Annotated in this window: 25 protein-coding genes; 5 read left to right on the top strand and 20 right to left on the bottom strand. The window is 49.8% G+C overall.

Annotation, left to right across the window (positions count from 1 at the left end; genetic code table 11):
* Nucleotide 1: 1 nt before the first annotated feature.
* The 5 genes from FCN15_RS03130 to FCN15_RS03110 form a co-directional block, all read right to left on the bottom strand.
* The gene (locus tag FCN15_RS03130) at nucleotides 2–1,408 is read right to left on the bottom strand and encodes a HAMP domain-containing sensor histidine kinase (RefSeq protein ID WP_138493504.1); all 1,407 of its coding nucleotides are present in this window, start codon (nucleotides 1,406–1,408) and stop codon (nucleotides 2–4) included.
* Complete coding sequence (locus tag FCN15_RS03125; RefSeq protein ID WP_138493503.1) at nucleotides 1,405–2,103, bottom strand: response regulator transcription factor; 699 nt, start codon at nucleotides 2,101–2,103, stop codon at nucleotides 1,405–1,407. Before FCN15_RS03125 ends, FCN15_RS03130 begins: the two co-directional genes overlap by 4 nt.
* Nucleotides 2,104–2,131: 28 nt before the next feature.
* Complete coding sequence (locus FCN15_RS03120; protein ID WP_138493502.1) at nucleotides 2,132–3,397, bottom strand: hypothetical protein; 1,266 nt, start codon at nucleotides 3,395–3,397, stop codon at nucleotides 2,132–2,134.
* Complete coding sequence (locus FCN15_RS03115) at nucleotides 3,394–4,125, bottom strand: phosphonate ABC transporter ATP-binding protein (protein ID WP_138493501.1); 732 nt, start codon at nucleotides 4,123–4,125, stop codon at nucleotides 3,394–3,396. The genes FCN15_RS03120 and FCN15_RS03115 overlap by 4 nt, the downstream gene beginning before the upstream one ends.
* Before the next feature lie 90 nt (nucleotides 4,126–4,215).
* The gene (locus FCN15_RS03110) at nucleotides 4,216–5,418 is read right to left on the bottom strand and encodes an MFS transporter (RefSeq protein ID WP_275259471.1); all 1,203 of its coding nucleotides are present in this window, start codon (nucleotides 5,416–5,418) and stop codon (nucleotides 4,216–4,218) included.
* Between the two features lie 175 nt (nucleotides 5,419–5,593).
* Between FCN15_RS03110 and FCN15_RS03105 the strand changes: the two genes are divergently transcribed.
* Both FCN15_RS03105 and FCN15_RS03100 read left to right on the top strand, forming a co-directional pair.
* Nucleotides 5,594–6,523: an ArsR/SmtB family transcription factor gene (locus FCN15_RS03105; RefSeq protein WP_138493499.1), complete on the top strand. Its 930-nt coding sequence runs from the start codon at nucleotides 5,594–5,596 to the stop codon at nucleotides 6,521–6,523.
* A gap of 55 nt (nucleotides 6,524–6,578) precedes the next feature.
* The gene (locus FCN15_RS03100) at nucleotides 6,579–7,346 is read left to right on the top strand and encodes an HAD family hydrolase (RefSeq protein WP_138493498.1); all 768 of its coding nucleotides are present in this window, start codon (nucleotides 6,579–6,581) and stop codon (nucleotides 7,344–7,346) included.
* A gap of 98 nt (nucleotides 7,347–7,444) precedes the next feature.
* Here the strand turns inward: FCN15_RS03100 and FCN15_RS03095 are convergent, their stop codons facing one another.
* The 9 genes from FCN15_RS03095 to pdhA form a co-directional block, all read right to left on the bottom strand.
* Nucleotides 7,445–7,984, bottom strand: coding sequence for a hypothetical protein (locus FCN15_RS03095; protein ID WP_138493497.1), 540 nt, complete (start codon nucleotides 7,982–7,984; stop codon nucleotides 7,445–7,447).
* 82 nt (nucleotides 7,985–8,066) lie between these two features.
* The gene (locus FCN15_RS03090; protein ID WP_138493496.1) at nucleotides 8,067–10,328 is read right to left on the bottom strand and encodes a type IA DNA topoisomerase; all 2,262 of its coding nucleotides are present in this window, start codon (nucleotides 10,326–10,328) and stop codon (nucleotides 8,067–8,069) included.
* A gap of 195 nt (nucleotides 10,329–10,523) precedes the next feature.
* Nucleotides 10,524–12,011 carry a glutamate synthase subunit beta gene (locus FCN15_RS03085; RefSeq protein WP_138493495.1) on the bottom strand — a complete coding sequence of 496 codons (1,488 nt, stop codon included), beginning with the start codon at nucleotides 12,009–12,011 and terminating at the stop codon, nucleotides 10,524–10,526.
* Between the two features lie 119 nt (nucleotides 12,012–12,130).
* Nucleotides 12,131–12,619 (bottom strand): dihydrofolate reductase, encoded by a 489-nt coding sequence (locus tag FCN15_RS03080; RefSeq protein ID WP_138493494.1) that lies wholly within the window; start codon nucleotides 12,617–12,619, stop codon nucleotides 12,131–12,133.
* A 14-nt stretch (nucleotides 12,620–12,633) separates the two neighbouring features.
* Complete coding sequence (gene thyA / locus FCN15_RS03075) at nucleotides 12,634–13,428, bottom strand: thymidylate synthase (protein WP_138493493.1); 795 nt, start codon at nucleotides 13,426–13,428, stop codon at nucleotides 12,634–12,636.
* Between the two features lie 206 nt (nucleotides 13,429–13,634).
* The gene (gene lpdA, locus FCN15_RS03070; RefSeq protein WP_138493492.1) at nucleotides 13,635–15,056 is read right to left on the bottom strand and encodes a dihydrolipoyl dehydrogenase; all 1,422 of its coding nucleotides are present in this window, start codon (nucleotides 15,054–15,056) and stop codon (nucleotides 13,635–13,637) included.
* A 3-nt stretch (nucleotides 15,057–15,059) separates the two neighbouring features.
* Complete coding sequence (locus FCN15_RS03065; protein WP_138493491.1) at nucleotides 15,060–16,709, bottom strand: 2-oxo acid dehydrogenase subunit E2; 1,650 nt, start codon at nucleotides 16,707–16,709, stop codon at nucleotides 15,060–15,062.
* 30 nt (nucleotides 16,710–16,739) lie between these two features.
* Nucleotides 16,740–17,717, bottom strand: coding sequence for an alpha-ketoacid dehydrogenase subunit beta (locus tag FCN15_RS03060; protein ID WP_138493490.1), 978 nt, complete (start codon nucleotides 17,715–17,717; stop codon nucleotides 16,740–16,742).
* 140 nt (nucleotides 17,718–17,857) lie between these two features.
* Nucleotides 17,858–18,925, bottom strand: a complete 1,068-nt coding sequence (pdhA, locus tag FCN15_RS03055) for a pyruvate dehydrogenase (acetyl-transferring) E1 component subunit alpha (RefSeq protein ID WP_138493489.1) — start codon at nucleotides 18,923–18,925, stop codon at nucleotides 17,858–17,860.
* A gap of 251 nt (nucleotides 18,926–19,176) precedes the next feature.
* On the opposite strand from pdhA, the gene FCN15_RS03050 reads away from it, so the two are divergent.
* Nucleotides 19,177–19,905: an alpha/beta hydrolase gene (locus FCN15_RS03050; RefSeq protein ID WP_138493488.1), complete on the top strand. Its 729-nt coding sequence runs from the start codon at nucleotides 19,177–19,179 to the stop codon at nucleotides 19,903–19,905.
* 34 nt (nucleotides 19,906–19,939) lie between these two features.
* On the opposite strand, the gene FCN15_RS03045 is transcribed toward FCN15_RS03050, so the two are convergent.
* Nucleotides 19,940–20,608: a trimeric intracellular cation channel family protein gene (locus FCN15_RS03045; RefSeq protein WP_138493487.1), complete on the bottom strand. Its 669-nt coding sequence runs from the start codon at nucleotides 20,606–20,608 to the stop codon at nucleotides 19,940–19,942.
* Between the two features lie 152 nt (nucleotides 20,609–20,760).
* Here FCN15_RS03045 and FCN15_RS03040 point away from each other — a divergent pair, with 152 nt between their 5' ends.
* Together FCN15_RS03040 and FCN15_RS19390 are read left to right on the top strand one after the other, a co-directional pair.
* Complete coding sequence (locus FCN15_RS03040) at nucleotides 20,761–21,405, top strand: thiamine diphosphokinase (protein ID WP_138493486.1); 645 nt, start codon at nucleotides 20,761–20,763, stop codon at nucleotides 21,403–21,405.
* Between the two features lie 503 nt (nucleotides 21,406–21,908).
* Complete coding sequence (locus FCN15_RS19390) at nucleotides 21,909–22,412, top strand: C40 family peptidase (protein ID WP_420819541.1); 504 nt, start codon at nucleotides 21,909–21,911, stop codon at nucleotides 22,410–22,412.
* A 24-nt stretch (nucleotides 22,413–22,436) separates the two neighbouring features.
* Here the strand turns inward: FCN15_RS19390 and FCN15_RS03030 are convergent, their stop codons facing one another.
* The 5 genes from FCN15_RS03030 to FCN15_RS03010 all read right to left on the bottom strand — a co-directional run bounded on the left by FCN15_RS03030 (nucleotide 22,437) and on the right by FCN15_RS03010 (nucleotide 25,688).
* Nucleotides 22,437–23,126 carry a response regulator transcription factor gene (locus FCN15_RS03030; RefSeq protein ID WP_138493485.1) on the bottom strand — a complete coding sequence of 230 codons (690 nt, stop codon included), beginning with the start codon at nucleotides 23,124–23,126 and terminating at the stop codon, nucleotides 22,437–22,439.
* 107 nt (nucleotides 23,127–23,233) lie between these two features.
* On the bottom strand, nucleotides 23,234–24,226 hold the full coding sequence (locus FCN15_RS03025) for a hypothetical protein (RefSeq protein ID WP_138493484.1): 993 nt from the start codon (nucleotides 24,224–24,226) through the stop codon (nucleotides 23,234–23,236).
* Nucleotides 24,213–24,752: a hypothetical protein gene (locus FCN15_RS03020; RefSeq protein ID WP_238996519.1), complete on the bottom strand. Its 540-nt coding sequence runs from the start codon at nucleotides 24,750–24,752 to the stop codon at nucleotides 24,213–24,215. Before FCN15_RS03020 ends, FCN15_RS03025 begins: the two co-directional genes overlap by 14 nt.
* Before the next feature lie 24 nt (nucleotides 24,753–24,776).
* On the bottom strand, nucleotides 24,777–25,172 hold the full coding sequence (locus tag FCN15_RS03015; protein WP_138493482.1) for a hypothetical protein: 396 nt from the start codon (nucleotides 25,170–25,172) through the stop codon (nucleotides 24,777–24,779).
* A 30-nt stretch (nucleotides 25,173–25,202) separates the two neighbouring features.
* On the bottom strand, nucleotides 25,203–25,688 hold the full coding sequence (locus tag FCN15_RS03010; RefSeq protein WP_138493481.1) for an ABC transporter permease: 486 nt from the start codon (nucleotides 25,686–25,688) through the stop codon (nucleotides 25,203–25,205).
* Nucleotides 25,689–25,697 lie beyond the last annotated feature (9 nt).

The raw sequence follows: 25,697 nt of genomic DNA, 5'->3' as shown, positions 1-25,697 counted from the left end.
TCTAATCTTCAGATTTCATTAAAGGAAGCGATACATGAACCGTCGTCCCGGCGCCCAGCTCACTTTCCATCTTAAGCTCCCCTTTATGAAGCTCAACCAGCTGCTGAGTAATCGCAAGCCCGAGTCCGGTTCCCCCGCCCTGATGATTGACCTGGAAGAATCGGTCTTTGACCCGGCGAAGGTTCTCCTCACTGATCCCGATGCCTGTATCCTTCACGCTGATAAAGGCCATTTCCGCCGACTTGGCGACGATCAGGTAGATGGTCGAATTTTCATGCGAGAATTTGATGGCATTATCGGCAATATTCAGGAATACCTGCTTCAGCCGGTTGGCATCTCCCGACACGACTACCGGCTCGCTGATCTCGCCCTCCAGCTTCAGCTGGATCTGCTTCAGCTCTGCCTTCGCCCACACGTTGAGCATGATCTCCTGAAGCAGCTCTACGATGTTAACACTCCCGATCACAAGCTTCATCTCATTCTGCTGAAGCTTGCCGAAATCCAGCATTTCTTCCACCAGACCGATGAGGCGGTCGGTTTCTTTCGAAATAATCTTCATGCCGATCTCCGTCTCCTCGCGGTCGAATCCGCCCATGGTGAGCGTTTCGCTCCAGCCCTTGATGCCGGTAAGCGGCGTCCTCAATTCATGCGAGATCGAAGATATAAAATCATCTTTGATCTGATTGCTGCGCACAATCTCCTGTGCCATAAAGTTCAGGGTGGCGGCCAGCTCACCGAGCTCATAGGCATAGTCGCCCTTGACCCTGACATCGAAATCGCCTTTCGCCATTTGGGACGAAACCGCCTGAATATTGTTGATCGGCTTCACAATCGAATTGGCCAGGCCCATGCTGAACAGCAGGACAACAGCCAGAACGATAACGCCCACGACGATCGACAGCAGCGTAATGTTCATCAGCCTCTCATTCACAAGCTCAAGGGATGTGACGTAGCGGATAATAAACTTGTTCGTCCCGTTTACCTTCAGCGGGCTGGAGACAGCCATGACGAGTTCTCCTGTCCCCGGCTGCCTGCCGATCCATTTGCTTATATTACCGGCTTTAGCCTGCAGCACATCGCTTGTCTGTACCGGCTTATCAACCTGAAAGTCCGTGCTGTTGGTCAGTACCACACCGTCGCCGTTGACGATCTCAACCTCGGTATTCACAAGCTTAAAGGTCTGGATCATATCCGGCAGATAGCTGAGCTCGTCATCTTCATTCTGCTTGACATACTTCTGGAAATAATCCGAAGCCCAAGCCGCGTAATTCTCCAAATGAGTGCTTATGCTGTTGTAGTAATAAGAACGGATCGCAAACATGAAGATGACTTCAACGAGCAGCAGCGTAACAAACACTACGATGAAATAGTGCATGACGATCTGGCGGCCAATGCCCTTCTTGATCATTTAATATCGCCTTTCCATTTGTAGCCGTGTCCCCATACCGTCTGCAGATATTCAGGCTCCGACGGGTTGTTTTCGATTTTCTGCCGCAGTCTGCGGATGTTGACGTCCACAATTTTGGGATCGCCCATATAATCCTTGCCCCAGACGTGATCCAGCAGGACATCCCGGCTCAGAGGGGTATTCTCCTGCTCAAGGAAATACTGGATCAGTGAAAATTCAGTCGGCGTAAGCTCAACGAGCTGGCCGTCCTTCTTAAACTGCTTCGAAATAAGATCCAGGGAGAAAGGCCCGGATGTGAACGACACCTTCGCACTGCTCTCCCGGTAAACGTTGACCCGCCGCAGCAGGGAATGAATACGGGCGATCAGCTCCGTTGGGCTGAACGGCTTGCTGACATGATCATCCGCGCCGACAGACAAGGCATAGACCTTGTCCTGCTCCTGGACTTTTGCCGTCAGAAAAATAATCCCGATCCGCTCGTTAGTCTCCCTTACCCGGCGGCACACTTCAAAACCGTCAATGCCTGGCACCATTACATCCAGCAGAGCGATATCAATGTCCGGTATGGTGGTGAGCTTATTCAGCGCCTCATGCCCGTCAGCCGCTTCCACTACCTCAAAACCGTTCCGCTTCAGATTGATCACAATAAAGCTGCGGATCGATTCCTCATCTTCCAATATCAAAACTTTGCTCACAGCTCATTACCCTTCCTTTCCAGCACTTCTATTGTTCGCCCAACCCGTTCTTGGAGCCTGTGTTTGTGCCCCGGTACCCGATTACGCGGTCGCTGGTACGCTGCAGCAGCTTCCAGTCCTGATTCCGCCGGTCCCACTGGGACAAGGTAAAATATTTGACTTCCAGCACGGTATGGCCGTTGTCCGTTCTCACGAATTTGATATATTGATCCTTCACGGATTTGGTATCAATCGTTACTTTGCCGATCAAGTCGGTTGGAATCGACAGGCCGAGAAACTCTTCCCAAACCGGTTTATCGGCGTCGCCGACATGATAGTAGGTATAGAGCCAGGGGATATCCTCCAGCGCAACGCCATCCCAGCCGGCAGGCTTCTGCAGGAGCCCGTATTCAAGAATGCCGTCGCCGTTAACGTCCGCGCTTGGAATACGGTCATCCTTGTAGGTTTGATCCTGGCCAAGCACCTGGACAAGCTTGCCCGCCTCCATCGTAATGACCAGGGTATAGGACGAATTGCCGGCAGCGTTTAAGGAGACATCCAGCATGATTCCCTGCTCCCCTGCGGCCGATATTTTTCCGGTAACCATATTGTAATACCCGTTGATATTAGAATCGAGATCAAGCTTATCCAGCTCGTCGAACGTTTTTCCATCGAACTGATAGGTCATAATGCTGGAAAATTCATTCTTCTTGAAATAAACGACAGACAGATCATTCTTCCCGTCCGCATTCAAGTCATTAACCACATAATAGCTGTACGGCAGCTCAACCATGATCTTCTCCAGCTTCTTATGCGAATAAGTATAAACGGAGAGGCCTTTCTGCACCTGCTGCTCTCCGTTGGAATAGCCGGCAATGATATCGATCTTCCCGTCATTCGTCAAATCGGCGAGCTGCAAAGATTCGAGCACCTGGCCCTCGCCGTCTATTGTAGCCTGAGGCTCCCAGGTGTCCCCCTGATAGCCGAAGACAACCCCATGAATGGGCACGGGATCATCTGCCGTTTCATAGAAGATCAGCGCTTCGTTCTTCCCGTCGTTATCGAGATCCAGAACACGGATCAGGCTTGTCGTCCCGTCATCGGTCGGCCGGATCAGAGATCCGCCGCTCGGAAGCTGGGCCAGATATTGATTGACAACGCTCTTTAAGGATTCATTGTCCGATGAGAGCTGGGGCGTCTTCATGGAAGCCTTCGGATCGAAGTCCAGGTTACAGCCGCTCAGCATCATTGAGGTAAGAAGGAACAGGACTATGCCCAGACTGGATTTGCCTTTCAACAGCATCACTCTTTTCATTGCTGAATCAACTTCTCCTCCCCGCTGGTCAGTCTTCTTCCCGTTATATCAAGACTCAGCCTGCCGTCCGTAATCCCCCAGATGCGGGTGCACCAGCGTTCCGCCAGCTCAATCGGAAGGGCCGCAATGACGGTCTTCCTCTGCTCCTGGCACACTTGTTTGAGGGTACTCAGGACATGGTCTGCAGAATGCGGATCCAGCCCGACTACCGGCTCGTCTGCCGCAAGCACGGAGGCTCCGTGAACGAGAGCCATACAAATCGCTATGCGCTGCTTCTCCCCGCCGCTGAGCTTGCCGGCAGGAAGCTTCGCTTTGTCGAGCAGGCCGAAGCGTTCAAGCTCGTCCATAGCTCCCATATAATCATCCGAACGGACCGAGCCGGTCAGCCGGCGCCACCACGGCGTTTGACCCGCCTGGCCGATTAACACGTTCTTGTGGGCGGTTTTGTTTGGATTGAGCTGGGGATTCTGCTCTAAATAGGCAAACTTCGATTTATTCTTCATGGAAGCTCCGCCGCCGCTTGTAATGAGGCTTTCGCCCCGATTGGTATAGGCTCCGCTGTCCCAGCGCGTGCGCAGTGCCAGGCAGCGCAGCAGCGTGCTTTTTCCGCTACCGCTTGGACCTATAACCCCAATCATTTCCCCTTCCCCAAATTCGGCAGAAATATGGTCAAGGACCGTCCTGCCGTCTGCAGTCAACCGTTTTGTCAAGTCTGTTACTTTATACATGGACTATTCTCCTTTTGACTATTGCAAGCCGTAACTCCCTAACCTTTAGTGTAGGGGAAACAGCCTATAAAATCCAGCGGCAGAAGAGATCTAGGGGGTTTCAGGTTTGTTACTTTTAAAGAAGATCCCAGACAAGGCAAACAGAAGATAACCGGCACCGAGCAGCCAGAACAGCGCACTCGTTATCCCGCTTTCCATCAGTGCCCCGCTTATGTTCGGTCCTACCATGCTGCCTAAATTAAAATGGAAGGATGCAATGACATTGGCGGCCGGAAGCAGGCTTTTGGGCAGAATATCCGCCGCGAAAGCCAGGCCGAGCGAGAAGAAAGAGCTTACCAGTCCGCCCGCCAGCATAAAGAGGATCAGCACAGGCCAGAACGAACTGCCTGCGAAAGGAGCCGCCAGGAACAGAAGGCCGCCGGCGAGGCCTGCCCCCATCAGAACCTTTTTCCGGCCAATCCGGTCGCTCAGTAAGCCTAACGGCAGCTGCAGAATCAGCCCCCCGATGCCGAAGAAGGGCAGCAGCGTGGAGATATCACCCGAATTCATGCCGATCCGCAGGCCGTATACCGGGAAAGTTCCGCTCATCCCCGCCTCCATGTACCCGTACAGAAGCGCCGGAATCAGGGCAAACCAAGCCAGACGGTAAACCTTGACGAATCTCTTTCCCCCTTTATCCTCATGGTGCTCCTGACGGACCGGATTAGTGTTCTCGAGCCTGAACATAATAATAAAGACAAGAACCAGGAACAAGCCGGACAACAGAAGGAATGGCGTCATATTGCCAAAATGAAGCAGCTTAATGCCCAGCGGTCCAAAGCTGAAGCCGATTCCATAGAACATGCCGTAAAGGGAGATGATCCTGCCCCTCTGATTAGGCGGCGTCACAAGCAGCAGCCACAGCTGGGCGGCAAAATTAATGGCGCTGTCCCCCATCCCGACAATCAGCCGGAATACAAACCATAACGACAGGCTTGATGTTAATGGGAATAGGGGAAGTACGACTGTGACGGCAATAAGCCCGGCGATAAGGAGCTTTTTAAACCCGGATGCTTTAAGAATCCGTTCTGCCATGATTGACATGGAAAAGGAACCGATATATAACGCAGCGGCGTGAAAACCGTTAACCGAGGAAGGAATCCCCCTATTCTCCATAAAAATCGACAAAACCGGAAGCAGCAGCCCTTGGCTGAGTCCGGTTACAATCACCACTGAGATGAGAATGGCGACAGGTCCGCCGGATGAGCCGCCCCGCCCAAAGCGGGACCAGAATGAAGTAATCCATGATGTCACTTGCATAACCTCCAATAATTCAAAACCGCACCGGTCAGCCAAACGGCTCAGCCAGCAGAGCGGCAAAAATGATTCAAACCTAAACATTATAGTGGACAAGCCCGAAATGAACAAGCCATAATGAAAATAGTGCTAAACCGTCATTTCTTATTTCATACCGGGAGGTATTTCAGTCATGTCCTTTAAGGTAAGGGTGGACGTTTCCTCGATCTATGAATTTCTGAACAGCTTCATCATCTTCAGCAATCCCCGCTGGATCAACAACCTCGATTTAGGCCAGGACTGGCTGGATGAATCCCGGAGCAGACTGTCACTGGAAGAAGCGGAGATGTTCAAGGATACCGCCCTCTGGAAGTTCTCAGACTTCGATATTCTTCTGTCATGGGTGATTCAACGCAAGCCCAAGATGCGGATTCCTGACTTTCTGGATCATCTGGAATTCAGCGATGCCCGCCAAGTCCATCATGAAGCTTTGGAGCTGCTGCCGCATTTGAGCCATGAGGAGATCGAGCAGGTGCGGGAACGTTATACTCCGCTGCTCCGGATTTGGTATAAGCGCTATTTTAAAGATGTGGAGCTTGAACATGAGCATTATCTGCGTGAGGACGTTCTGGAGAAGAAGACGCTTGAGGATAAAATGGAGCCGGCCGATCTGATTGAAATTTCAACAAGCGGCATCCGTGTAGGCGAGCATCTTCCGATCGATCAGGTTGTCCTGCTGCCGACGCTTCATCTTCGTCCCTTAAATACATACTGCTTCTATCACCGTCTGCTGGTGCTTCAATATCCGATTGATTTCCCAGAGAAAGAAGGCCAGCCGCCCAATCTCCTGCTCCGCATGACCAGGGCATTGGCCGATCCGCTGCGCCTGAACCTGCTCCGGTTTATATCCGAACAGGGTCCCCTCTCCTTCTCTGAAATGAAGAAACAGCTGCCTGATCTGTCCGATACACTGACCCACCATTTGATGCTCCTAAGGGTAGCGGGCCTGCTGCTGATTCATCTGGATGTGAACCAGGTGGAGAATCAGCATGAAACGTACAGCTTGCGCAAAGACGGGATTGCGGACCTGCAGATTTTTCTTGAATCCTATATTCGGGTATAATAATTCCAGATCATCAGCGCCTGCGCATTACATGCATCATAAAGGAGTGGCTTGAGTGGCAAATAATTCCCATCTTCATCAGCACATTATCTTTGATCTTGATGATACCCTGATTTATTGCAATAAGTATTTTGAAGCGGTTCTCGATGAATTCACACGGCTGCTGCAGGTCATGCTCGGAGAAGACAGACTGACGGCAGAAGAAATCCGCGCGAAGCAAATTGAGATCGACGTGGCCGGCGTGCAGCAGGTCGGCTTTGCCAGCCATCATTTTCCCCATTCGCTGGTCGAGACCTACCGTTATTTCGCCTCGCTGCTCGGGCATCCCTCCAGCCAAATGGAAGAAGCGCGGATTTCGAAGCTTGGTCTCAGTGTTTATGAACAGCTGGTCGAACCTTATCCGGGCATGATCGAAACGCTGGATGTCCTAAAGGCACAAGGCCACGATCTATATTTATATACCGGCGGTGAAACAGCGATTCAGCAGCGTAAAATCGATCAAATGAAGCTGGATGTCTATTTTGAGGACCGGATCTACATCCGCCAGCATAAAAATGTTGAAGCGCTGGAAGAGATTATTTCGAACCATCAATTTGACCGCAGCCGCACATGGATGATCGGAAACAGCCTGCGTACGGATATTGAGCCCGCCATCAAAGCTGGAATTAACAGCATTTATATCAAGCAGCCTGATGAGTGGGTTTATAATATTATTGAACTGAAGCCGGCAAAGAACACCACCATGTACACCGTTTCCTCACTTGTAGAGGTGGCAGATGTGATTGCAGAGAATATCACTTCCAAACATAAAAGGAGCCTATAAGGCTCCTTTTATGTTGAATCCTTCTTCAAAGCGTGTCCTGACCCGCCATTCTTCCGCCCCGTCCGCCAGTCACAGACACTCAGCCCCAGCTGCAGAGATCAGTCTGCCGAATCCGGCTCATTTGCCACATCCCAGCGGTGCTTGAACTTCTCCAATACCGGATGCAGCATTTGCGGCCTGCTGGACAGGATCAATCTCACCCTCGTAATGATCTCTTCAAAAGTGGAATAGCCGGCCAGCTTCACAGCCATGTCCGGAGTCATGTACAGAAATAACGGATGACCGTATATTTCCTCAAGATGTCTGACAGCCGCCTCAAACGGCGTATACTTCTTGCGCCTGCCTTCCCAGCTTTCGAGCGTCACCAGCGAGCTGCCGGACTCCTGCTTCCAGGCGATCAGCTGCTTCTCCCGTTTGTGATAAGCAGATACGGGTTCCTTTGACATCCTTCTTAAGGTTTCTTCATGCAGCGGATAGAGTACCAGCTTGGTAAACAATCGTGCTCTGGCGGTTGCCAGCGCCATCTCCAGCTCAGGCTCCGAAATCTGTTCAAAGCTGTCATAGAAGACAAGCACGCCTTTAACCGTCCGCTCCGGCCGCTCATACCCGAATGGCACTTGTGTGGTTTCTCTTCTCATCGTTCCTCCTGGCTCTGCTCGTGACATGAAATGATGATGTATAGTTTACCCTTATATTAGGGAGTGTACGCAAAAGCCTCCGTTATTCCCGCTGCAGACTAAGCCGGCCTGAACTGGCATCAGCAAGGATCATTCGGCCCTTGAATTCTTCACCTGTTTCACTTTTGAACGTGAGCAGCTGAGTTTGGCCTTTTTGGACGAGGGCATTCAGCATCGGCTTGCTCACGCTTTTTCCCGCAAAATCCTTCCAGACCACAAACCCGCAGCCCTGTTTAAAATGCGTACACCCATACCCTTTGCGTCCCTCAATCAGCTGGCCGCCGCAGCCAGGCCGGGGACAGGTCCCCAGGATCTCCCTTGCACCAGTGCCTTCCGCAGCAGCCGGTTTGACCCGCGTTTTGACGGCCTGCGCCGTGCCTGCGCCTTCTGCTGCACCTTCTGCGGTCCTCGTCCTCCTTGCGCCGGTTCCGCCGCGCTTGGCTGCATTTTGCCGGCCTTCAAACAGGGAAGCATCTGCCTTCTGCTGCGTCCGCACTTTGTCTACAATGGAGACCGTGAACCGTTTAACGTTGTCCATGAATTTTTCTGCCGCGGCTTCGCCTTTGGAGATCTGGTTCAGCCTGCGCTCCCACTGGCCGGTCATTTCAGGAGAGGTGAGCAACTCGACGCCTGCTTTACGGATAAGCTCAATAGCCGTCCGGCCCTTCTGAGTGACGGTAATCTTCTTCCCCTGCATCGCAATATAGCCGACTTTCTTCAGCCGTTCGATCGTCGCTGCGCGGGTCGCCGGTGTCCCGAGCCCGGCATCCTTCATTACTTCACGAAGCTCATCATTCTCCAGCTGTTTGCCCGCACTTTCCATGGCCTTGAGCAGTGTGCCTTCCGTGTAGGCTTTCGGTGGTTTGGTCGCCTTCTCTTTGGCATCTGCCTTCTTGCACTGAACTGGACGATCCGAATCAATGGAAAAAGGCTCGTTCACCAGCTCTTCCTCGGTTTCCTCTTCATCTTTCTTTCTTCCCCTGCCGCTTGAAGAGCCTGCCGCCTCATCATTCTGGCAGATTTTCCAGCCCGGCGAGAGCAGCTCTTTGACATTGGTCTTAAAGGTTTCCTCCTGCACCAAAGTAAACAGCGTATGCTGTTTATATTCCGCTGGCGAATAGAAATGGGACAGAAACCGCCGAATCACCAGATCATAAATCTGCTGTTCTTCTTTGCTTAATACAGGAGGACGCTTCAGGGTCGGCAGGATGGCATGGTGGTCCTCAACCCGCTCCGGGTTGCAGACCGCTTTATTATTTTTATGGATTCTGCCAGGTTCTGCGCCTTCTGCAAGCTCTTTGTACGGAGTTGATTTCAGCATATGAAGCGCTTTGTGCATGCCGTCGATATTCTGCTCGGTAACGTAGTTGGAGTTCGTCCGCGGATACGTAATCACTTTATGCCGTTCATACAGCGCCTGCGCGATGTCGAGCGTCTTCTTGGCTGAGAAGCCGTATTTGGCGTTCGCCTCACGCTGCAGCAGAGTCAGGTCGTACAGCCGGTAAGGATATTCTTTCGTCTCTTTAACCTCGTACTGCTTGATGCTGCCTTCCTGCTTCCGAACCTTGTCAGCGATTGCCGCCGCTTTGTCCGCGTCCGTCAGCCTGTCTCCCTGCCACGTACCGGTATATGTACGTTCTCCCTGCTGAAATACCGCCTTAATCTCATAAAAAATCTGCGAATCAAACTGTTCAATCTCGATTTGCCGGTCATAGATCAGCGCAAGCACCGGGGTTTGTACCCGCCCCACGGACAGGAGCTCGCGGTGTTTGGTCGTAAACGCCCGTGAGGCGTTCATCCCAACCAGCCAGTCAGCTTCACTTCTGGCCCTGGCCGCAAGCGTCAAATTATCAAATTCATGGCCATCCCGTAAGCCGCTGAAGCCTTTGGCAATACTTTCAGAGGTCAAATCCGAAATCCACAGCCGCTGAACGGGCTGCTTCAGCTTGAGCTGCTGCTGGATCAATGCAAAAATATACTGCCCTTCCCGCCCGGCGTCGCAGGCATTAATGATCCGGTCGCAGCGCTTGGCCAGTTCTCCAATCGTCTTCAGCTGGTCCTTCGTTCTCGGGTTCGGTACAATACGGAACTGCTCCGGCAAAATGGGCAGGTCGTTAAAATTCCACTTCTTGTACTTCGGATCATAAGCGTCCGGCTCAGCCAGCTCCAGCAGATGCCCGATCGCCCAGGTAATAATATAGTTGTCGCCCTCCAGATAGACTCGGTTATTCTTGGCCCGCGGTTCAATGACCTTGCCAATTGTCCGTCCCATGTCCGGTTTCTCTGCTATAACGAGCGTCTTCAAACCCATTCTCCTTTCTCTCGAGAAGAAAGGACCTCCGCCAGCTCTGATGTGACCCGGCGAAAGTCCTTTTCTACCATTAACTCTATTATAACATAATTTTGCTGAGTATAGAAAAAAGGCCGGAATCACCCGAAGATGATTCTGGCCTCTGTAAACCATAAATAATGATGATCATTAGGATTGCTGCAACTTCAATTAAGCAAGAACTGTTGCACCCATCAGGAATTTATCTACTTCACGAGCTGCTTCACGGCCTTCGTTGATCGCCCAAACGACCAGGCTTTGACCGCGGCGCATATCCCCTGCAGCAAAGACCTTCTCATTGTTCGTCACAAACTTGCCGTATTTCGCCTTAACGTTAGATCTGCGGTCGGTTTCCAATTCCAGCTGTTCAACAAGCGTTTGCTCAGGCCCGTCAAAACCGATCGCAATCAAAGCCAGCTGAGCCGGGAAAACGCGCTCCGTACCTGGAATCGGCTGATAAATTTTACGGCCAGTTTCGTCCACAATACGTTCAATTTGAATCGTATGCAGCTCCTTGAGATTGCCGTTCTCGTCGCCCACAAATTTGGTGGTCATGATTGAGAACTCGCGCGGATCGCTGCCGAACACCGCTTTCGCTTCCTGATGTGCGTAGTCCAGCGTATACACATTCGGGAACTGCGGCCAAGGGTTCTGGATCGGGTCGCGTTCCAGAGGCGCTTTAGCGTGAGTGCCAAATTGGGTTACGCTGTTGCAGCCATGGCGCAGAGCAGTCGCTACGCAGTCGGAACCGGTGTCGCCGCCGCCAATAACGATGACGTCCTTGCCATCTGCTGACAAGTATTGACCGTCTTCCAGATTGCTGTCCAGGTAGCTCTTAATTGTACCGTTCAGGTATGGCATTGCATATTCAACACCGTTCAGGTCGCTTCCTTCAATATTGAATTCACGAGGCTTCGTTGCGCCGCCGCACAACACGACTGCATCATAATCGTCAACCAGCTGCTGAGCCGGAATGTCTTTGCCGATTTCGGTGTTCGTAACAAACGTGATCCCCTCTGCTTCCAGCAGCTTCACCCGGCGTTCAACAATACCTTTGTCCAGCTTCATGTTTGGAATTCCATAGGTGAGAAGTCCGCCGACACGGTCAGAACGTTCATAAACCGTTACCAGATGGCCAGCTTTGTTAAGCTGGGCTGCCGCAGCCAGTCCGGCTGGGCCTGAGCCGACAACCGCTACGCGGCGTCCGGTCCGTTTCTCAGGAGGCTCGGGAACAACCCAGCCTTCCTCAAAGCCTTTTTCAATAATCGCTTCTTCAATTGTCTTGATCGTAACAGGCTGTCCAATCAAACCAACCGTACAGGACCCTTCACATGGTGCCGGACAGATCCGGCCCGTAAATTCAGGGAAATTGTTCGTCTTATGAAGACGGTCTAAAGCCTCTCTCCAAAGCCCGCGATAGACCAGATTGTTCCATTCCGGAATTAAGTTGTGCACCGGGCATCCCGATGTGCCGCCTGTCATATCAATACCTGTGTGACAGTATGGCGTACCGCAGTCCATGCAGCGTGCACCCTGTGTACGAAGTTCTTCCTCTGACATATGATCGTGGAACTCTTTCCAATCCTTAATCCGCTCCGCAGGACTACGATCGCCCGGAAGCTGGCGCTTAAATTCCATAAAACCCGTAGGTGTAGACATAACCATTCCCCCAGTCTGCTTCGTTATCCTTACTCTTGTTCATGTTTCAAATAGTTTATCACCGCATATGTCAGCATTTTAATGGACTTATAGGTGAATTATTTGTACTTTTATACATGTCATTTCGAACGTTCATACGTGACGAACTTGTATTTGTACGGATTTTTCTCATCACGTACGCCCTGCTGCTCTTCCACAACGCGGAACTGGTCCCAGTCAAACTCCGGAATAACCACGTCGCCCTCGAAGGACTCGTTAATAATGGTAACCAGCAGTCTGTCGGCAATCGGCAAAAAGTATTTGAAGATTTCGGCGCCGCCAATAACCATTAATTCTCCCTGCTCCGCATATTTCAAAGCTTCTTCAAACGTATGAATGACTTCAGCGCCTTCCGCCTTAAACGCTTTATCGCGGGTAAGCACAACATTTAGACGATTTGGCAGTGGTCTGGCGTTCATGGATTCCCAGGTTCTGCGTCCCATCAGCACGGTTTTCCCCATTGTCTGTGCTTTAAAGAAAGCCATATCTGCAGGCAGACGCCAAGGCAAAGCATTATTTCTTCCGATAATACCGCCTTCAGCCATCGCCCATATCAACGTAATGCTCATTGCTTCAACCTCCGCTAGATGGCCACCGGCGCTTTAATCCCCGGATGATGCTGATAATTAACAAACTCGAAATCCTCATATTTATAATCAAAAATAGAGTTCGGCTTCCGCTTTATCATAAGCTTAGGCGACTCAAACGGTTCCCTGGAAAGCTGCGTTCTTACCTGCTCCAGATGGTTCAGGTAAATATGAACGTCTCCGCCGGACCAGATAAACTCTCCGACTTCGAGGTCACACTGCTGGGCGACCATATGCGTCAGCAGTGCATAGCTGGCAATATTAAACGGCAGACCAAGGAACGTATCGACCGAACGCATGGTCAGCATGCAGGACAGCTTGCCGTCTGCGACATAAAACTGAAAAACAAAATGGCAGGGCGGCAGCTTCATTTGATCAATTTCAGCTACGTTCCAGGCACTGACAAGATGACGGCGTGAATCCGGATTCTTCTTGATGCCCTCGATCAGCGCTGCAATCTGGTCAATCTTGCGGCCGTCAGGCGCCTGCCAGGTGCGCCACTGTGACCCGTACACCGGACCAAGCTCGCCATTCTCATCCGCCCACTCGTCCCAGATCGATACCCCGTTCTCTTTGAGGTAAGAGGTGTTGGTATCTCCCTTCAGAAACCAAAGCAGCTCGTGAATCACCGATTTCAGATGAATCCGCTTTGTGGTTACAAGAGGGAACCCTTGGCTGAGATCAAACCGCAGCTGGCGGCCGAAGACGGATAAAGTGCCGGTTCCTGTCCGATCTTCCTTTTTCGTGCCATGGTCGAGAATATCTTGCAATAACTCCAAATATGCTTTCATTAAAGTCTCCTGCTCCTCATTATGCTGCAGCCTGCAACGATAGCAATACTGCAATATATTTAACGTACATTATATCATCCCGCGTCAGGTTTAGGGATTCAAATCCTTTATCAGGGTAACAAACGCTCTGTATATTAAATAGTAAACAGAAAAAAAAAGAGCGAGAACAAAACGTTCTCGCTCCTTGTGTATCTTGATTCTGCAGCTTATTTTTTTGGTGCCAACACGTGGATTGGGTGGCCTTCAACAAGCTCTGCAGTTTCCATAACCAGTTCACCAAGAGTAGGATGAGCATGGATCGTCAAGGAAATATCGTCAAGCGTTGCGCTCATCTCAACTGCCAAGCCCAGCTCAGCGATCAAGTTAGAAGCTTCAACGCCCACTACCTGAGCACCGATGACCACATTGTTCTCTTCGTTAGCTACGATCTTCACGAAGCCGTCAGGCTGATTCAGAGACAAAGCACGGCCGTTGCCCGCATAAGGGAATTTGCCGACTTTGACTTTGTAGCCTTTCTCTTTCGCTTCAGATTCTGTGTAGCCTACGCTTGCGCATTCCGGATCAGTGAAGCATACAGCCGGAATCGCTTTGTAGTCCACAACAGATGGAAGACCGGAGATCGCTTCAGCAGCCACTTTACCTTCGTAAGAAGATTTGTGAGCCAGAGCAGGGCCTGGAACAACGTCGCCAATTGCGAAGATTTTAGGGTTGGAAGTACGGCCCTGGTGGTCGACTTTAATCAAACCGCGGTCTGTTACTTCTACGCCAGCCAGTTCAAGACCGAAGTCACCATCTGTGTTAGGACGGCGGCCAACGGTTACAAGCAGATAGTCTGCTGTAATTTCTTTGGATTCGCCGTTAACGGAATACTTAACCGTAACTTCTTTATCGTTCTGCTCAGCACTTTCCGCTTTAGCGTTAGTAATGATTTCGATATTGGTTTTGGCCATGTTCTTCGCTACAAGGCGGGTCATGTCCTTGTCAAAACCAGGCAGGATGCTGTCCATGCCTTCGATAATCGTTACTTTTGTACCGAATTTAGAATACATTTGACCAAGCTCTGCACCGATGTAGCCGCCGCCGATCAATACGAGACTCTTAGGAATCTCAGGCAGGCTCAACGCTTCTGTTGAGGACAGGATACGGCCGCCGAACGGGAATGCTTTCAACTCAATTGGACGGGAACCTGTAGCGATAATGCAATGCTTGAAGCGGTAACGAGGAGCTTCGTTGTCGTTGAACAAACGAGCTTCCGATTCGTTAATGAACATGCATTCGCCTCGGAAAATTTCTACTTTGTTCCCTTTCAGCAGGCTGCCAACGCCGCCGGTCAACTGCTTAACGACTTTGTTCTTGAACGCTTGAGTTTTGCTGAAATCAACTTTTACGTTCTCAGCGGAAATACCGAAATCGTCGCCATGAGTTGCATTCTCGTATTGATGAGCTGCAGAGATCAAGGCTTTAGAAGGGATACAGCCGACGTTCAAGCAAACGCCGCCCAGTTCATTTTTCTCAACGATCAGTACCTTTTGTCCGAGCTGAGCGGCTTTAATAGCCGCTACATAACCGCCGGGACCAGCACCAATGACCAGTGTATCAATATCAAGAGACGCGTCTCCTACTACCATTACTTACACCTCCATAACAAGCAGCTCTGGATTAGCGAGCAGCTCTTTAATGTAGTTCATGAAATTTTGAGCCGTTGCGCCGTCAATCAGACGGTGGTCAAAGCTCAGGGAAAGAGCCATTACAGGAGCAACAACAATTTCGCCATTTTTCACAACAGGTTTTTGGGAAATACGGCCAGTACCCAGGATCGCAACCTCAGGATAGTTGATGATCGGAGTAAAGAACATACCGCCTGCGGAACCGATGTTCGTGATGGAAATCGAGCTGCCTTTCATTTCAGCCGGAGACAATTTGCCGTCACGGCCGCGGCCAGCCAGATCGCGGATGGCGTCAGCAATCATCCAAATGCTCTTACGGTCGGCATCTTTGATAACTGGAACGATCAAGCCGTTATCTGTATCGGTAGCAATACCGATGTTGTAGTATTTCTTATAAACAATTTCATTGTTCTCTTCATCAATGGTAGCGTTAAGCGCTGGGAACTTGCGGGAAGCTGCAACCAAGGCTTTAACGATGAATGGAAGATAAGTAACTTTTGTACCTTTCTTCTCAGCGATTGGCTTGATGCGGGTACGGAACGCTACCAGCTCGGTTACATCAACTTCGTCCATAATGGTAACGTGCGGAGCTGTGTAAGCCGATTTAACCATCGCATTGGAGATCGCTTTGCGGATACCTTTAAATGGTACACGCTCTTCTTCTCCGTTGGCAGCCGCTGCTGGTGCAGATGCTGCTGGAGCCGCTTTAGGAGCTGCTGCGGAAGCTGCTGGTGCAGAAGCTGAAGATGCCGCCGCTTGCGTTGCAGGAGCAGCTGCTGCGGAGCCGCCTTTCTTGAAGGCTTCAACGTCTTCGCGTGTAATTCTTCCAGCTTTGCCGCTGCCTTTAACGAGCGACAGGTCTACGCCCTGTTCACGCGCAAATTTACGAACGCCAGGAGTAGCCAGTACTTCAGCGTTTGGAGCACCTGGAACTGTAGAAGCGTTTGTGTTGGCGCCGCCTTTAGCTGCGTCAGCTTCTTGTGCAGCAGCCTGTGCAGGAGCAGATTCATGACCAGCTTGATCAGGAACTTCACCTTCTGCGTCGATAACAGCAACTACCTGACCTACGCGGAATACTGCACCGTCTTTACCAAACACTTCAAGCACAGTACCATTTACCGGACAAGGAACTTCAACGACAGCTTTGTCGTTTTGAACTTCCATGATGATGTCCTCATCAGTCACTTTATCGCCTGGTTTGATGTGCATTTTAATGATTTCGCCCTCATGAAGTCCTTCACCCAGTTCAGGGAACAGGTATTGGAACTTGGAGGAACCCGCAGATGCTGCTGGAGCTGGAGCTGGAGCTGCTGCTGGAGCCGCTGGAGCTGGCTCACTGTGTGCCTCGGAAGCAGCTTGTTCAGGAAGCTCGCCTTCCGCTTCAATAACAGCAACTACTTGACCTACGCGGAAAACCGCACCGTCAGTGCCGAACACTTCTTGAACGACGCCGTTCACCGGACAAGGAACTTCAACTACGGCCTTGTCGTTCTGTACTTCCATAATAATATCTTCGTCGGTTACTTTATCCCCCGGCTTGATATGCATCTTAATAATTTCGCCTTCATGCAAACCTTCCCCCAATTCGGGAAAGCGGTATTCAAATTTTGCCACCAGGAAGACCTCCTCTGGAATGATGATTAATTAAAATTCACGAACTTTCTGAACTGCATCAATGATACGTGCTGGAGTCGGGAGCCATGCATCTTCGATTTGCGCAAACGGATAAATGGTATCCGGCGGAGTAACACGAAGAACAGGCGCTTCCAAGTGAAGAATCGCTTTTTCATTGATTTGAGCAATCACTTCCGCAGCAATACCTGCGGATTTTTGAGCTTCCTGAACCACGATTGCGCGGTTAGTCTTCTTAACGGAAGCCACAATTGTATCAATATCGAGCGGCACCAAAGTGCGCAGGTCAATTACTTCAGCCTTAACACCCGTTTTCTCAAGCTCGTCTGCCGCTTTGAGTGCAGTGTGTACCATCATGCCGTATGCAATGATCGTTACATCGGAACCTTCACGTACAATTTTTGCTTTGCCAAGCTCAACAGTATAGTCGCCTTCAGGCACTTCATCACGGAATGCATGATAAAGGTTCAAGTGCTCCATAAAGAACACAGGGTCATTATCGCGGATAGCAGAGATCATCAGACCTTTTGCATCATAAGGGTTAGAAGGAATTACCAGCTTAATACCCGGAGTTTGAGCAATCAAACCTTCCAAAGCGTCGGTATGCAGCTCAGCCGCTTTAACACCGCCGCCGTATGGAGTGCGGAATACGATTGGAGCGTTGTAGCGTCCGCCGGAACGGTAACGCATGCGCGCTGCCTGAACTACGATCTGGTCCAGAGCTTCAAAAATAAATCCGACAAATTGGATTTCGGCAACCGGGCGGAATCCCTGAATACCCAAACCAACAGCCAAACCGCCGATCGCGGATTCAGCCAGCGGAGTATCGAATACACGTTCTTCACCAAATTGCTTCTGCAGACTTTCAGTTGCGCGGAATACACCGCCGACATGGCCTACGTCTTCCCCGAAGATTACAACGCTCGGGTCGCGTTCCAGTTCAACGCGCATTGCGTCGCGGATCGCTTCTTTCATATTCATTTGTGCCATTGCTATTACTCCTCCTTAACAATTAACTCATCACGTTCACGTTCAAATCTATGGATCAATCCAGACAGCCATTCACCGGCAGCCCTTCCAATATGTAAGAAGCTGCAGCCGGCGGAGACTGGCGGATATAAGGTCCGATCTTATTTGTACTCTGCTTTTTGCTCTTCAAGATGTTTAGGCGTGTTCTCAAACATGCTGTCAATCAAACCAGGGATGGTCATCTTCTCGGTTTGTTCAGCCTTCTTAATCTGCTCGTTCACTTTCGCTTTCGCTTCATCTTTCACACGCAGCGTATCTTCTTCCGTCCAAAGACCTTTCTTCTCCAGGTACTTGGCAAGACGGTTAATCGGATCTTTCTCGCTCCATTGTCCTTCTTCTTCTTTCGTACGGTACTTGGAAGTATCGTCAGACAGGGAGTGAGGACGGAAACGGTAAGTTACAGCTTCGATCAGCGTAGCGCCTTCACCGTTGCGTGCACGTTCTGCAGCTTCTTGAACGGCTTTGATAACCGCAAATACGTCCATGCCGTCAATCTTAACGCCCTTAATACCAGCAGCAACCGCTTTATGTGCAATAGACAAAGCGCCTGTTTGTTTGGCAAATGGAGTTGTGATGGCATAGCCGTTGTTTTGAACAAAGAAAATAACCGGCAGCTTAAATGCCCCAGCATAGTTCAAACCTTCGTAGAAGTCGCCTTCGGAAGAACCGCCGTCACCTGTGTAAGTGATTGCGACTTGCTTTTGCTTCTTCAGTTTGAAGCCCATTGCAATACCCATCGCATGCAGAATTTGTGCACCGATGATGATCTGCGGCATAAGCACGTTAACACCTTCAGGAATCTGGCCGCCATGCTGATGGCCGCGGGAATACAGGAATGCTTGGTAAAGCGGAAGGCCGTGCCAAACGATTTGCGGCATATCACGGTAACCCGGACATACGAAGTCTTCTTTCTGCAATGCAAATTCACTGCCCACCATTGTAGCTTCCTGACCGGAAACCGGAGCATAGAAACCAAGACGTCCTTGGCGGCCCAGGTTGATGGCGCGTTCGTCCCAAGTACGAGTAAATACCATACGGTACATTACTTCTTTCAATTGATCATCAGTCAGGTCGGGTACTTTATCTGGATTAATAATTTCGCCGTCCGGAGAGAGTACGGACAAAGCTTCTACTTCCTCCGTGTATACTTCATAAGGAACCTTGCTCATGCTTTTCACCTCGACAAAAAATTTGAATATCATGTTCCGCTGTTATAGAATTATTATACTCCTGTTATATCAGTTTCGTCAAAGGATATCCTGAAAAATGTATCCGGAACTATTCTTTGTATATATAACAGTGTTTCGGTAATTGTATAACAGAAGTGAGAATTGTCACAACAGAAAGCGTGTTCATGCTCCATGGATAATCTTACCTGATCACGCCTGCAATTGCAAAATCAAAAGGGAGAGTGACGAAAATGACAGATAGCCGCTATCTCAAGCGAACTGTCGTTAAACACGAGATTCACAGCCATTTTTTAAACGAAACGCGCAAGCTGCGCATTTACCTTCCTCCTGGTTACAACGAACTGCTGAGTTATCCTGTGGTGTACTGCCAGGACGGCGAGGAATTTTTCAACTTTGGGCGGATTGCCACTTACGCAAACCAGCTTATTTTAGATGAAGACATCGAGCCTTTCATTATTGTAGGCGTTGAAGTCAATGTGAAGGTCAGAACCCAGGAGTACGCTCCTTTCGGCAGCCGTCATGAGGCTTATGTTTCTTGTTTTACTGAAGAAATTATTCCCTATGTGGAAAAGAATTATCCCGTGCGCCGCACAGCCGAGGACCGCATTTTAGCCGGCGATTCGCTAGGCGGATCTGTTTCGCTTCACATTGCACTAAAGCACAAAGACATGTTCTCCAAGATCATTACCCTTTCGGGAGCCTTTTACATCCCCAGCCAGGAAATAATTGCAGCAGAGACGGATCTCTCCTCTCTCAGCTTGTATATGGTTGTTGGGCTGCAGGAGCGCGACTACCAGACCGACACCGGAATTTACGATTTTGTTGACCTGAACCGCAGAACCAAAGAACTGCTGGAGAAGCGCGGAGCAAAAGTCGTTTATTATGAAAAAGACGGGAAGCATCTATGGGGCTTCTGGCAGCAGGAGCTGCCCGGCGCGCTTCGCCACTTCCTTAAATAGAAGTTTTGCAAATAATTGAAAAAAGGCCTTGTCGTCAAGACGAGGCCTTTTGTTCTTTCATGCTCATTTCAGCACTTTCCGTTTTTCCGGTGAACAGACTATTCTTGAGCGATCTTCTCGGCAGCTTCCAGCGGTAATGAACAGACAGCATGCGAGAGCAGACGATCACTACAAACAGCACAATCATTTCAGCCGTTGTCTTAGACCAGCCAAATGCAACTGCCAGCCCGCCAATAATGGCCCATACAGCATAAATTTCGTCCCGCAGAACGACCGGCTTGCGGCCAGCCAGCAGATCGCGGATGATTCCGCCGCCAACGCCCGTTAACAAGGCAGCGACTGCCACCGCACTTACCGGATGATTCATCTTCACCGCATACAATGCCCCTTGAATTGCAAAAGCACCTAGACCAATAGCATCCAGCCATGCCTCCGCCCTCTTCCAATGACGTATCCAGGAAACAGGAACGAGAAAGGCGGCAGCAATTGAAATACACGCCACCAGCATAAGCGGCCCTTGGGTCCAAATGGTGGTTACGGGAACTCCGATCAAAATGTTTCTCAGAATCCCTCCCCCAAATGCAGTTGCAAGCCCCAGCACGACAACGCCAAGCACATCGTATTCCTCTTCCATGGCAACAAGAGCTCCGGACACAGCAAACGCGACCGTACCAATAATGCTGAAAAGTTCAAATAGCTCCATTTCCCCTGCTTCGTTCCTCTCCGCAATCTCACATATGACGTTAACATTGTAGCTTTTCCTTCCAAATTGTACAACCAAAAAATCTGTTCTATACTATAACTGACTATAGTCTAATACATAAGCTTCCAAAACGCAGCAAGGAGAGATCAATAATGACATCTTCAAATCGGGTACTTATATTTGCCGGAGGCAATATTATTCCGGACTTTAAAGAGCACATTCGAGAGGGCGATTATATTATCGGAGCGGATTTCGGGGCTTATTTTCTGATGCAGAACGGAATTGTTCCTGATATCGCCGTAGGTGACTTTGACTCCATGACTCCCGATCAATTCAGCCAGCTGAAAGAGGTATGCCGTGAGGTTAAAGCGGTGGATGCGGTCAATAAAGACTTAACCGACGCTGAACTCGCCTTTGACATTGCCTTAAATCGGCAGCCGTCAGAAATACTGATGTTCGGAGTTCTTGGCAGCCGTTTTGATCATTCCCTGGCCAACATCCAAATGATGCTTAGAGCCCTCCAGCACCAAGTTTCCAGCTCCATCTGGGACAAAAATAACTACATTACTTTAACCGGTTCTTCGGCAGTGGTCGAAAGCCGCGGTTACACCTATATCTCTCTGCTGCCTATGACTCCTGAAGTGACGGGAATCACCCTGGAGGGGTTCGAATACAAACTGGACAACGCCTCGCTCAGGATGGGGCAATCCCTTGGAATCAGCAATAAGCTCGAGAACGAACAGGGAACCATACGCATCGAGAGCGGCCTTCTGCTGATTGTTCAGAGCAAGGATTGAGGCAAGCTTTGTGAAGCCGGGGTACTGGTAACATTAATGCCGTGTGATGAGTAACAAAATTGTAATCTTTTTACTTTCGCTGAAAAACGTGAAATAAAAGGCTCAAACCTCTACGCTGTTAGGGTTTCGAGCCTTTTTTCGTTGTTAAGTAAAATTCATTTCTTAAATTTTTGTAATTTTTAATCTATTTTTAATAAAGCAGATCAAACGGTTGATGCCGCTGGGCTTCTCGTGTCCGTGGAAGATCCTAGAAGGTTAAGAAGCTGTTATACTTTGAGCAGGCCCGAGAATACAACATCAGGAGGAACTCACAAATGATTAAAGTTCAAGGACTCTGCAAGAAAGTAATGACAGTTGGTATTTGCGCTTCTGTAGGACTCACAGCTTATATGTTTGGTGGACAAGCATCAGCCTATGCGGCTGCTAACGATACAGCTACTGCAACTGCTTATGAATATTTGAACAATCCCATCACACTTGATTCTCTTGATACACTTAATAAGATTGATACACTTAATACAATTGATACGCAGAATTCGAATACCGATTCCGATCTCACAGCTTCCGATCTCACTGCTTCCGATCTCAATGACAACACTATCAATGCGGACAGTACAGCTGCTTCCAAGGGTCAGAGCATTATTGACTATGGAAAAAGATTTCTGGGTACACCCTATAAATTCGGCGCTTCAACTTCAACAACCAAAAACTTCGACTGCTCGTCATTCACTAAATACGTATTCAAGCATTTTGGAATTACCTTGCCGCGCACCTCTGTGGATCAATCGAAAGTAGGCGTTGCCGTCTCCAAAGCCAACCTGAAAGTAGGCGATCTTGTCTTCTTCTCCAGCGGCAGCCGCGCTAATGGCAGCAATGTTACACATGTCGCTATCTATGCGGGCAACGGCAAAATTTTGCACACTTACGGTTCGCCGGGTGTGATCATTTCGAACCTTAACTCCAGCAACTGGAAGAAGACTTATCTCAAAGCACGCCGCGTGTTGTAATTCCAGCAATTTGCCGGGCCCCGGCTACTGCAGCATATAACCAGCACCTCTAACGGTATGCAGCAGTTTATGCCGGCGGCCCGCGTCTATTTTGGCCCGGATATGCTTAATATAGACATCAACCACATTGGTTTTCCCGGCAAAATCATAGCCCCAAACCTCCTGCAGAACCGCTTCGCGGCTGCAAATTTGGTTACTGCGGCGTACGAGAAACAACAGCAGCTCGAACTCTTTCGGAGTTAGCATAATTTCTTCACCGGCTCTGAATACCCTGCGTTGATTAAGCTCTATTGTAAGATCCTCATAATTCAGATATTCATGATCGCCAAGCTCCAGCCGCTCGAACAAGCTGATTAAATTGGTGATGCGAGCAGTTAGCTCTTCAATAGGCGTATCCTTGCCTAAATAATCATTCACCCCGGCTGAAAAAGCCATCTGCAGCTCCTCAGTCGAGGGGCTTTTTGTTATCGCAATTACGGGATACTGCAGATTCTCCTCCTTCCTATGAAGGTGGACTAATCCTGTAATTTCTTCAGGACCTCTGCCGTCAATGTCAATCAAGACCAGGTCCGGATGCAGCACCATTGCATGCGCTTCGGGCGCGTCATTCACAGCCAAACGACATACCTGATAGCCGGCTCTTTCAAGCCTTTTAATTAACGAATCCCCGTAACTCGAATCTTTCCCTTCAATCCAGACTAATTGATTGGCCATCAGCTGTTATTCACCCCGGATTGGCGGATTAACCGCTCATGATGCTGGTACTAGATTGTGAAAATAATCAGCTGTCCATACCTGCAGGTGCTCTTTAGTTAATTAAGTCATGAGGAAGGCAGTTTAGTGCAGCGCGCCTCAAAGTATCCTTTTGCAGCAGCATCCCGTTCACTGGAGAAGGTTTCTTCTGTACGGTACTGGCCGGCACAAGCTTCTTCGTAAAAGTACTTAATTCCGGTCCGCGTATCAACACCTCCCCATACAGGCTCATGCCTCACCAGCCTGCCGCCGCTGAAGGCAAAATTATTATAATACTGGTCTCCAACCGGAATGCCCTGAAGGAACACCAGGATTCCCGCATCATCAATCGTATTGGTCCATTCCTCGTCCGGAATCTGCGGCAGGGTAAATGTATAATTTACACCTGCTAATTCAGCAAATCGGTTATGAGCGGCAATACGCTGCTCCAAATCCTCTTCGATAGAGGTAACGATGGCTGTCCTGCGGATCGCTTCAACCTTCTCTGATTCAGCTATTAGTGGATCACTGGCGCCCTGTGACAAGTCTGCAAGGCGCCCCTTTAGGAATTGTTTACGGTTTGTATCCAGGTAAGACAGCTGCTGATCAAGTGTAAAAGCAAGAACGCTGCCGGACGAATCGGTATAAACATACGGCTTTTTGGGAAACCAGGTACTCACCCTCTCTTCCGTCCCATCTTGATTCACTGCCTCTTGAATACCGTAAATCCAGTAGCCGTCATAATCCATGACAACAACAGCCGGAATATACATCATAAATGCCCGCTGCCCCGCAGGATCATCTGCAAGATTAAAGTTCAGAAACAGCGTGTGCAGCAGCGCATCCAATCCGGATTGTTTATCTACACGAAACTGTTTATCTGAATTGTATCCCGCTTCATAGACAGGCTGTTCATTCAGGTTAAGCTGGCTGGCGCCATCCTGAACAGCCGTTTTTAACACAGCATTGTAGCGCTGCTCAAGCAGCAGCACCTCCATCCGGTTATCAGCCCGCACAGATGCTGCCCAGAACAGCGGTCCAGTCAGCAGAACGAAGAGAATGGCCCATTCAGTAATCTTCATTTAGCACCATGCCCCCATATTGCAGCTCCGTTTCGGCCGCGGCATACCACTCCCCATACAGGACTCGGCCCAGCACCGAAGAAGGCTTTGTGCTGTGGTCCTGAACCTTTACATCAAAGTAGTCCCCCTCCGACAACATATATTTTCTTGTATCTCCAGCTGCAGCTGCTGTGGCAGGAAATAACTGCTCCAAAATTTCGGCTTGGTAATGCGCTTCCTCGTGCACGCTGTACTTCTCCAGAAAGGTCGATGGATTAGCCGGATCACTGTATTCAGGCTGATATTTTTTATGACGATGTTCAAGCTCCACATCAAAGCCTTCAAGCACCGTACCCAATTGCGCAGTAAAATCCTCGTACATATCTGCAGAAAGATAGCCTTTATTCCGCACCGCATCTACAAATGCGCCAACGATCCGATATTCATTCAGCTGGGCAATATCCTCCTGCCTCTTGGCGTTCTGCATCATCGGAAAATAATACAGCAGCAGCACTGCAAGCAGTGCGGCCGTGAGTTTAGACAGCACATTCGACAATCCATCCCCTCCCGTTTACTGTCCGCTCAATTTAATTCCAGTAATTTGATGCTGATCATTGTACATATATTCCGCCTGGTAGACGGCTGCCGGCTGGATCCCGCTGACCGGTATCTCCCACTCCGGATCTGGATCAGGTCCCGGGGAAGGCAGAGCCGTTCCATTTAAGAAGATTTGAATATTCTCCCGATAGCTGGTTCTCCACATAAAGATAACCTGGGACCCAGTGTACCGCTCGATTATATTCGGCTGCTCTATTCCCGCCCCCGACCCGCCAGTATACACAGTCAAAGACTGATTAGTATAAACGCTTGAAGCCAGCTGATCCGACTGCCGGGCGATGTCCAGTCCCCTCCCTGCCAGCTCCCAGGCGGTTAGGAACAAGCAGATACCGACGGCAGTCCATAACATGTGTTTAGCGTTGCTCAGCAGCATCTTAAATTATCGGACCGAAGTTTGTGTAAACACTAAGCCGCGCACGACGTTTGAGCTGTCCTTAATGACTTCGGCTTTAAACTTGCCGCTTGGATTAACGTATTCATTACTAGCCTCGTCCCACGTGCTTCCAATGCTCGCGGCACTATCATTCAGAACCGATCCGTAGCTGGAACTGGCAGTATTCGAAACGTCCAGCTTATAGCCGTACCATTGGCCGGTTGTATTTTTGCCCGTCTTTACCTCAATCCCAAATTGCAGCTTCCCTTTATATTTGCGAAGTGCGTTCGTCACCTGCGAGCCGCTGATCGTAGTGTCATCGTAAACCGTGAAAGAAGCTTGAGCCAGCTCGGTTTGGATATCCGAGAAATTGTTCTGCGCCGTCTTGGTTGCTTCTTGCGCGGAAATAAATAATATGACGACTATTGTAATCAGTGCGATTGTGAGAAAAATGCCTGCAGCTACCTTTAATGCGGACGATGCGTTATTCATGGAATCATA

The sequence above is a fragment of the Paenibacillus pinistramenti genome, from assembly GCF_005869875.1.
Taxonomy (GTDB): domain Bacteria; phylum Bacillota; class Bacilli; order Paenibacillales; family Paenibacillaceae; genus Fontibacillus; species Fontibacillus pinistramenti.
This window is presented reverse-complemented; position numbering and strand designations above follow the sequence as displayed.

Coding starts and splice junctions, on each gene's coding strand:
- FCN15_RS03130 (WP_138493504.1), bottom strand. CDS start 1,408: ATGATCAAGAAGGGCATTGGCCGCCAGATCGTCATGCACTATTTCATC.
- FCN15_RS03120 (WP_138493502.1), bottom strand. CDS start 3,397: ATGAAAAGAGTGATGCTGTTGAAAGGCAAATCCAGTCTGGGCATAGTC.
- FCN15_RS03115 (WP_138493501.1), bottom strand. CDS start 4,125: ATGTATAAAGTAACAGACTTGACAAAACGGTTGACTGCAGACGGCAGG.
- FCN15_RS03105 (WP_138493499.1), top strand. CDS start 5,594: ATGTCCTTTAAGGTAAGGGTGGACGTTTCCTCGATCTATGAATTTCTG.
- FCN15_RS03095 (WP_138493497.1), bottom strand. CDS start 7,984: ATGAGAAGAGAAACCACACAAGTGCCATTCGGGTATGAGCGGCCGGAG.
- FCN15_RS03085 (WP_138493495.1), bottom strand. CDS start 12,011: ATGTCTACACCTACGGGTTTTATGGAATTTAAGCGCCAGCTTCCGGGC.
- FCN15_RS03080 (WP_138493494.1), bottom strand. CDS start 12,619: ATGAGCATTACGTTGATATGGGCGATGGCTGAAGGCGGTATTATCGGA.
- thyA (WP_138493493.1), bottom strand. CDS start 13,428: ATGAAAGCATATTTGGAGTTATTGCAAGATATTCTCGACCATGGCACG.
- lpdA (WP_138493492.1), bottom strand. CDS start 15,056: ATGGTAGTAGGAGACGCGTCTCTTGATATTGATACACTGGTCATTGGT.
- FCN15_RS03060 (WP_138493490.1), bottom strand. CDS start 17,717: ATGGCACAAATGAATATGAAAGAAGCGATCCGCGACGCAATGCGCGTT.
- pdhA (WP_138493489.1), bottom strand. CDS start 18,925: ATGAGCAAGGTTCCTTATGAAGTATACACGGAGGAAGTAGAAGCTTTG.
- FCN15_RS03050 (WP_138493488.1), top strand. CDS start 19,177: ATGACAGATAGCCGCTATCTCAAGCGAACTGTCGTTAAACACGAGATT.
- FCN15_RS03045 (WP_138493487.1), bottom strand. CDS start 20,608: ATGGAGCTATTTGAACTTTTCAGCATTATTGGTACGGTCGCGTTTGCT.
- FCN15_RS03040 (WP_138493486.1), top strand. CDS start 20,761: ATGACATCTTCAAATCGGGTACTTATATTTGCCGGAGGCAATATTATT.
- FCN15_RS03030 (WP_138493485.1), bottom strand. CDS start 23,126: ATGGCCAATCAATTAGTCTGGATTGAAGGGAAAGATTCGAGTTACGGG.
- FCN15_RS03025 (WP_138493484.1), bottom strand. CDS start 24,226: ATGAAGATTACTGAATGGGCCATTCTCTTCGTTCTGCTGACTGGACCG.
- FCN15_RS03015 (WP_138493482.1), bottom strand. CDS start 25,172: ATGTTATGGACTGCCGTCGGTATCTGCTTGTTCCTAACCGCCTGGGAG.
- FCN15_RS03010 (WP_138493481.1), bottom strand. CDS start 25,688: ATGAATAACGCATCGTCCGCATTAAAGGTAGCTGCAGGCATTTTTCTC.